At 44.9% G+C, this 7136-nt stretch carries 7 protein-coding genes and 1 pseudogene; 1 reads left to right on the top strand and 7 read right to left on the bottom strand.

Translation table 11 applies throughout. From position 1 onward, the window contains the following. The 3 genes from ACEQ1T_RS24305 to ACEQ1T_RS24295 all read right to left on the bottom strand — a co-directional run. The coding region (locus ACEQ1T_RS24305) for a catalase (RefSeq protein ID WP_370225121.1) at positions 1-1386 on the bottom strand (1386 nt) is incomplete at its 3' end. Between the two features lie 135 nt (positions 1387-1521). Continuing rightward, positions 1522-2799, bottom strand: a complete 1278-nt coding sequence (locus ACEQ1T_RS24300; RefSeq protein WP_370225119.1) for an MFS transporter — start codon at positions 2797-2799, stop codon at positions 1522-1524. Beyond that, entirely contained in the window at positions 2800-3273 is a 474-nt protein-coding gene (locus ACEQ1T_RS24295; RefSeq protein WP_370225118.1) for an ArsR/SmtB family transcription factor, read from the bottom strand. Between the two features lie 255 nt (positions 3274-3528). Between ACEQ1T_RS24295 and ACEQ1T_RS24290 the strand changes: the two genes are divergently transcribed. Next, positions 3529-4788, top strand: coding sequence for a HAMP domain-containing sensor histidine kinase (locus tag ACEQ1T_RS24290; protein ID WP_206841608.1), 1260 nt, complete (start codon positions 3529-3531; stop codon positions 4786-4788). A 38-nt stretch (positions 4789-4826) separates the two neighbouring features. Here ACEQ1T_RS24290 and ACEQ1T_RS24285 read toward each other — a convergent pair whose 3' ends face one another. The 4 genes and pseudogenes from ACEQ1T_RS24285 to ACEQ1T_RS24270 form a co-directional block, all read right to left on the bottom strand. Beyond that, the gene (locus tag ACEQ1T_RS24285) at positions 4827-5423 is read right to left on the bottom strand and encodes a histidine phosphatase family protein (protein ID WP_370225116.1); all 597 of its coding nucleotides are present in this window, start codon (positions 5421-5423) and stop codon (positions 4827-4829) included. A 97-nt stretch (positions 5424-5520) separates the two neighbouring features. After that, on the bottom strand, positions 5521-6042 hold the full coding sequence (gene lepB / locus ACEQ1T_RS24280) for a signal peptidase I (protein ID WP_206841603.1): 522 nt from the start codon (positions 6040-6042) through the stop codon (positions 5521-5523). After that, positions 6039-6578 (bottom strand): DinB family protein, encoded by a 540-nt coding sequence (locus ACEQ1T_RS24275; RefSeq protein WP_206841599.1) that lies wholly within the window; start codon positions 6576-6578, stop codon positions 6039-6041. The genes lepB and ACEQ1T_RS24275 overlap by 4 nt, the downstream gene beginning before the upstream one ends. A 58-nt stretch (positions 6579-6636) precedes the next feature. After that, positions 6637-7136, bottom strand: a pseudogene (locus ACEQ1T_RS24270) (hypothetical protein); the annotation flags it as partial.

Genomic DNA, 7136 nt, shown 5'->3' with positions numbered 1-7136 from the left:
GTTCCAGAACATTTTCGCCTGGCTGTAATGGTCCTTGAAGCTGTCGCTGCGCTCGCGAACTTTGCGTCCTTCGACTTTTTCCTGATAATGAACATAGCCGCCCTCATCTGCTGTGGCAGGACTTGGATCATTATTCTGCATAGAGTTTTTATGATAGGCAACCGGCCCTTTATTAATCGTCATGCGATGGTATCCGTCATACTGATTATTATGGAACGGACAAACAGGACGATTGATTGGGATCTCATGGAAGTTCGGCCCTCCCAGGCGGATCAGCTGGGTGTCTGTATAAGAAAATAATCGTCCCTGCAGCAGCGGGTCGTTAGAAAAATCAATGCCGGGTACGACATGGCCCGGATGGAAGGCAGCCTGCTCCGTTTCTGCAAATACATTATCCTGATTGCGGTTCAGCGTCATTTTTCCAATGATCTTAACCGGGACCATTTCCTCAGGCCACAGCTTTGTCGCATCCAGAATATCAAAATCAAAGGAGAATTCATCTTCTTCATCAATCATCTGAACACCAAGCTCAAATTCAGGGTAATCCCCCATTTCGATGGCTTCCCAAAGATCACGGCGGTGGAAATCCGGATCCTTTCCGGCAAGTTTTTGGGCTTCGTCAAAGACAAGTGAATGCGTTCCGAGAACAGGCTTCCAGTGGAATTTTACAAAGCGCGCCTTGCCCTGCTCGTTCACAAATCGGAACGTATGAACACCAAAGCCCTCCATCATGCGGAAGCTGCGCGGAATGGCACGGTCTGACATCGTCCACATAATCATATGGGCTGTTTCAGTATTGTTGGCTGCAAAATCCCAGAATGTGTCATGGGCAGTTGAGGCCTGCGGCATTTCGTTATGCGGCTCCGGCTTGAATGAATGAACGAGATCAGGGAATTTGATGGCATCCTGGATGAAGAATACCGGAATATTATTGCCGACTAAGTCGTAGTTGCCCTCTTCGGTATAAAACTTTGTCGCGAAGCCGCGGGCATCACGTACAGAGTCTGCCGAGCCTCGGGAACCGGCAACAGTCGAGAAACGGACAAAGACCGGGGTTTTGACGGATGGATCCTGCAGAAACTTTGCCTTGGTATAGTCTGCCATGGATTCATACACCTGGAAGTAGCCATGTGCACCAAAACCGCGGGCATGGACAACCCTTTCAGGAATGCGCTCATGGTCAAAGTGCGTCATTTTTTCCCTGAAGTGAAAGTCCTCCATCAAAGTCGGGCCTCGGGAACCGGCTTTTAACGAATGCTCATCCTCTGAAACCTTGACTCCCTGATTGGTCGTCAGCTTCTTGCCTGTGTTATCCATGCGGAACTCCTCAAGCTGCTTGTCCTTACTGTGCTCATTTACGCCTTTGTTTTGCGGATCTTGTTTCAAATGGTCATCCTCCTTATATAAAGAAGCAATTGCTTCTTGGCTACGATGTAAACTATGTATCTATATGTTGGAATACCCCAGAATTAAGGCTGTAAACGGCAAAATAAAAGAAAGCAGCTAAAAACCGCTTTCCTCTCAGGCATGTGGGCTAATCTCTGTTTTAGGCTGATCTGTGTCTCTCAGCAGCTTGATAAAGGTCCTTTTTTGCAGATGATACAGGATTAGTACCAGAATACTGCCTCCGCATGCAGCCAGCAGGAGCCAGACAGGAAATTTTTCGAGTAAAAACCCAAAAAAGATAAAGCCGAGTGGTGTCATGGCACTTGCCCCTGTTTCAAGGAGTGACATCACCCTCCCCCGATAGGCATCAGGCGTGCCTTTTTGCAGCAGAACCATTACTGGAATGTTGATTACCATGATAACTGAAGATAGCAGCAGGACCATGCCTATTAAATAAGGAAACATGATGCTGTTTGAAATGCCCATTAAGCCGGGAAAATTCGGGAGGCCAAGCAGAGCTATGATAAGGGACATGGCCATTACGCCCCCAAAAATGGTCACTTCTTTTCTCTTTACCTCGGGACGGGCAGATAGAACGACCGACATTATCAGCATACCGACGGAAAAGGCTCCTTCAATGATGCCCAGCTGGAGTGAACTCATTTCCCGCACAGTCAGAACCAGATAAGGCATGGCGACGGGAAAAACCGCAAACCAAAAATTCAGCCAGATGCTAATAATAATGAGATGTTTTATAAACGGCTGATTTTTCACATATGAAACACCCATTTTCAGATCGTAGATCATCCCATTTTCTCCTGGTTTTTCTTTTTTCTCTGCAAATAGATTGTATTGAATAAGTAAGCTGGTGATGCCGGAGACTGTGAAGGCGATGACGTTGATAAGCATGAAGACTGATAGATGAAAGATGCCAAAGAAGACGCCCCCTAGAACGGGCCCTAGGATGGCGGATGATGAAGCTGCGGCCTGATTGAGTGACATCGCTTTTTGCAGAGTATCAGGACCGACCATGTTGTAAATCGCTGAAGTGACTGCCGCTGAATAAAAGGTATTCAAAATGCTTAAAACGGCTGTGGCTGTGTAAAGGAGCCAGATTTCCTGTGTGACCAAAAGGTAGAACAGCAAAATGGCGATAAGCCAGACTGCACAGGCAAAATCGGAAATAATGATGATTTTTTTGCGGTCCCATCTGTCACTGAGTGCGCCCGCAACAGGGGAAAGCAGGATTCTTGGCAGTGCACTAAGTATGAGGGTTATGGCAAAATTCAGGCTGGACCCTGTTTCTGCAAGGATATATAAGCCAATGGCAAAGCCGTAAATGGAGGAACCGAGCACCGCTGTCAATTTCCCTGCCAGAAACAGTGTTAAATTTCTTTTAATCTGTGCTTCCATCTATTCTTCCTCCTCGGAATCAAGCAATTTGAAGCTGCAGGAAACCTCATAAGAATTGCGCTTTAGAGCTCCCTTTACGCTCTTTTCCATGTATTTAACCATCAAATCATAAAAATCGTCCTGAAATCCCTTTAATTCTTCTTCTGTGAGGGAGATGTTTATTCCCATGCTGCTGCAGCTTTCTCCTTTCTCCTGTCCGCTTTCTTTCAAGTTGAATTGGGTCGCTTTTGAACGGTAATACTTTTCGATAATTCCCCTGTTTTCTTTCGTCTCCTCAATCTCGAGTATTCCGCCTTTATAAAGCTGCTGAATATGGTAATGAATGCTTCCCGCAGACTTCCCAAGCTCTTCGGCAACCTGTTTGGCTGTCATGGGACTTTTAGCGAGAAGATATATAATTTTAATCCTTAACGGGCTGGATATCAGCTTCTGCTGTTCAAGATTGATCTCCATCGTTTTCTTGATTAAATCCAAGTTAGTTCACCCTTTCTAATTCATACATTCTAATTTTATTATACGTTCTAAAAAATTAGAATGATACATTTTTTTAAAATAAATAAAAATACAAATCCGTTATAACAGTTTATCTTTTTACAGGAATTCTTTGTCCCACCCTCCACAATTTCGTATTTTCTGACAATATTATATAAAAAAAGCAAATGAGTATTGTCATAAATAGTAAAACAATATAGAATTTTCTTATAACCTCACAAAGAGGCAGGTGAAACGGTGGAAATCACAAAGCATTTTTTCTTTAATCTATCGCTCTTGATCGTCATCTTGTTTATTGTGCTGGTATGGGCAGAAAAGAGCTCTAAATTCAGGTTTTCCAAAGGCTGCTCATTTATATGGCTTTTGTTTATGATCTGGATATGCTTTCAATTTTCCTATCAGCCAAGCCCGCATTACTTTTTTGATTTACGATTAATACCTGTCATCATCGGCGGTTTATATGCGGGTATTGGCCCCGTATTGGCCGGGTCTGTAATTTTGATGAGAAGTTTTTATGGAATAGAACCTGGGTTTTATTCTAATATTCTTTTATATTTGCCCCTTGGAATTATTCTTTGGAGGCTCTATCCCTGGTTTTGGAAGCAGGTGCCGCGAAAAAGGATTCGCCTTTCAATTATCGTTACCCTGATTTTAAGTGTGCTGACTGTTGTGGTTATGGAATTATCGGTGCCCCCTCAGAATCGGTTTGATGCCTGGTTTGCCTACCTGGTGATTCCGCCATTAGGCGTCTTCATGATTTCATATGTATTTGAGTTTGCCAAAAGAAATCTGGATATACGTGAAAATCTCGTCCGGGCAGAAAAACTTGAAGCTGTCGAGCAAATGGGAGCAGCCATCTCACATGAAATTCGCAATCCGCTGACGGCTGCAATCGGATTTGTTCAGCTCTTGCAGGAACAGCGGCTGCCGCCGCGAAAAAGGGTTGAGTATTTGGGCATCGTAAAAGCCGAATTGGAATCGGCTGAGCAGGTCATTCAAAATTATTTAACCTTTTCGAAGCCATCTTTAGATAAGATCGAAGAAATTAATGTAAAAAAAGAACTGATGCAAGTTATGAATATATTAAAACCGACCGCCAACCAGAATTCCGTAGAGATCAATGCCCATTTTGCCCTTCTCGGATCGATTAAAGGTGATCGGCAGAAATTCCACCAATGCTTTTTGAATGTGATAAAAAATTCAATTGAGGCCATGCCGCGCGGCGGGCAATTATACATAGAAACGCACTATAGCAGCAGCCAGATCACGATCGAAATAAAAGACACCGGTGTCGGCATGACGTCCGATCAGCTTCAGCGTTTAGGCGAACCCTACTATTCCACCAAAGGCTCCAAAGGGACCGGCCTCGGAATGATGGTCGTGTTCAGTATTGTAAGGGCCATGGATGGCAATGTTCGCGTCAAAAGCGAAGTCGGTAAAGGCACCATTTTCAGCTTTACTTTTCCGAACTTTAAATCGGAGATACATAATGAATGAAAAAAACAGCAGCGGCATCCTGCTGTTTTTTTACTGGCTTAATATGATTTTATCCGCTTCACCTCAAGATGCTTCGTGCAGTTATACAGCTCACAGTCCCACTGGCTTTCTTTGATCAAAAGCTTTGTGACGGATGTGTTTTTCAGCGGGGAGGACAGATCTGTCTGCGGCACCAGTTCTCTTAACAGATGGCGGATGAAGGAGCCGTGGCTTACGATCAGCACGTTTTCGCCCGGGTGCTTATCTGTAATTTCCTGCAGGAATTCAAGTCCTCTATTAATGATGCTTTCTTTCGGCTCAAAACCGAGGTCCATTTCCCGCCAGTCTTTGCCCCATTTTTCAAGACGCTCTGCTTCGGTTGTACCTTCAATCATCCCGCCGCCGACTTCTCTTATTCGGGGATCGAGGTAAAGGGGGATGGAACTGATTTTCTCCTGGATGGCTTCTGCAGTCTGCTTTGCCCTTATGAGATTACTTGAGTAAATCACATCCCAGCTTTCTTCGCCAAGCCGTTCTGCCAGGCGTGCTGCCTCAGCCAACCCTTCCCCATGGAGGGGAATATCCGAGCTGCCCTGTGCCCGTCCCTCCTTATTCCAGGCTGTAATCCCGTGTCTGATCAATCCGATTTTTGTCATCTGTTCACACGTCCTTTCTTTTCAATTGATTGTTATTTTATAAAAATAGTCGAATCTCTAATCTAATTAAAAAGAGCGGTGCTTGCCGCTCCTGAAGCTAATCTACTTTTCTTATGCTTGTGAAAGGATACCAGACAAATTCGCTGACGCCGATGATTCGTTCCTTCTCAATAAATCCGAGCCCATTTCGGCTGTCCAGGCTGACAAGGCGGTTGTCGCCCATCACAAAATAGTGATCTTCCGGAATAGTGAGGGGGCCGAAGTCACCGGTCAGTCTGCTGACAATTCCTTCTGCTGCTTCGCGATTTTCTGAGAGATAGTCTTCATCCCATTGCTTGCCGTTTATATACAGATGGTCATCTTTCATTTCCAATTCATCGCCGGGGAAACCTATTAATCTTTTAACATAATTTTTTTCTTCGCCCTTAATGATGACAATATCGCCTCTGTCCAGTTCTTCAAATTTATTTACGAATATTTTTTCCTCGTCATGAAGGGTTGGATCCATGGAGGCTCCTTCCACATAGTAAGGTGAAAAAAGGAAGACCCTGATCACCATTGCGATTCCAAAGGCAATTAGAAGGGATTTCAGCCAGCTTGCTATTTCATGCTTATTCAATGTGTTCCACCAAAGCTTTCTGCACCCATATACCTGTCTTTGATTAAGGTGCGGTGATGAAGTTCATGGCCGGCAATGATGAAGGCAATGGCACGGGCGGTTACTTCCGTGCCGTTCGCATTCCCGCTCCTTAGCAGTGCCTCATTATCAAGGCTTTTTAGTAAAGCAATCGTGTTTTGGCGGACAAAGAACAGCTGCTCTAATAGTTCCTGGATGCTGAAACGGTTGAATTGACCATTCTTCACATACTCATTATCATCATAGCCCGGCAGCATGGCCATCTCCCCTCTGCCAATGCAAAGCAGGCGGTAGCTCATGATGCGTTCGGTATCTGTGATATGGCCGATGACTTCTTTAACTGTCCATTTTTCCGGGGCATAACGGAAATGAGCCTGATCTTCATTCAGGTCTTTTACCAGATTCATCGTTTCCTTTATTTGCTCATCGAGGGTCTGCAGCAGATCCCCAGCCGGCACTGAGCTGACATATTTTTCATAATAGGGTGCATACTCATTGGATTCAGGCTTCTTTAACATAGTATTCCCTCCCATTCTATTACCTTATTTTACTAAATATCTGTTTGCAGAGCCACTATTAGGTTTGAAAAAGCTTGCCCTGGACTGCTTTAATATAGCGTTCAGCTGACCGCTGTACTGCAAGGTCAGCCTCTTTTTCTATAACTCTGTGAAATGCGTTGTAAATCCGGTCAAATGATAGCGGTTTTATTCTGCCGGCCATTCGTTCTACTGTTTCAGCCGGGAGCGGGATGAGATTCGGATAGCTGTACATGAAGCTGACCCACCCGCTGTCTGCGACAACTTGAATGATGTCGCCGGTGAGCATAATGCCCTTGCCCCCATTCCCATTTTCCCAATGAAGGACAGCACCGCCTTTATAATGGCCGCCGAGGCGGTGGATGACCAGGCCATCATGAAGTTTGAGCGATTCTCCGCTCCAGAATATGATGTGTTCACTGTCCCTCATCACCCATTCCCTGTCGTCTTCATGTATATAGATCGGCACAGTGAATGTTTCCGCCCATTCCACCTGAGCTGAATAATAATGTGGATGAGATCGGAAGAGCACACGTCTGA

Source organism: Cytobacillus sp. (assembly GCF_964223445.1).
GTDB lineage: Bacteria > Bacillota > Bacilli > Bacillales > Cytobacillaceae > Cytobacillus.
The sequence above is the reverse complement of the archived record's forward strand: the minus strand, read 5'-3'. Positions and strand labels throughout refer to the sequence as shown.

What these genes read in the sequence shown, in the direction of transcription:
- ACEQ1T_RS24285 (WP_370225116.1), bottom strand. Translation starts at nt 5,423, where the DNA reads ATGACAAAAATCGGATTGATCAGACACGGGATTACAGCCTGGAATAAG.
- ACEQ1T_RS24275 (WP_206841599.1), bottom strand. Translation starts at nt 6,578, where the DNA reads ATGTTAAAGAAGCCTGAATCCAATGAGTATGCACCCTATTATGAAAAA.
- ACEQ1T_RS24300 (WP_370225119.1), bottom strand. Translation starts at nt 2,799, where the DNA reads ATGGAAGCACAGATTAAAAGAAATTTAACACTGTTTCTGGCAGGGAAA.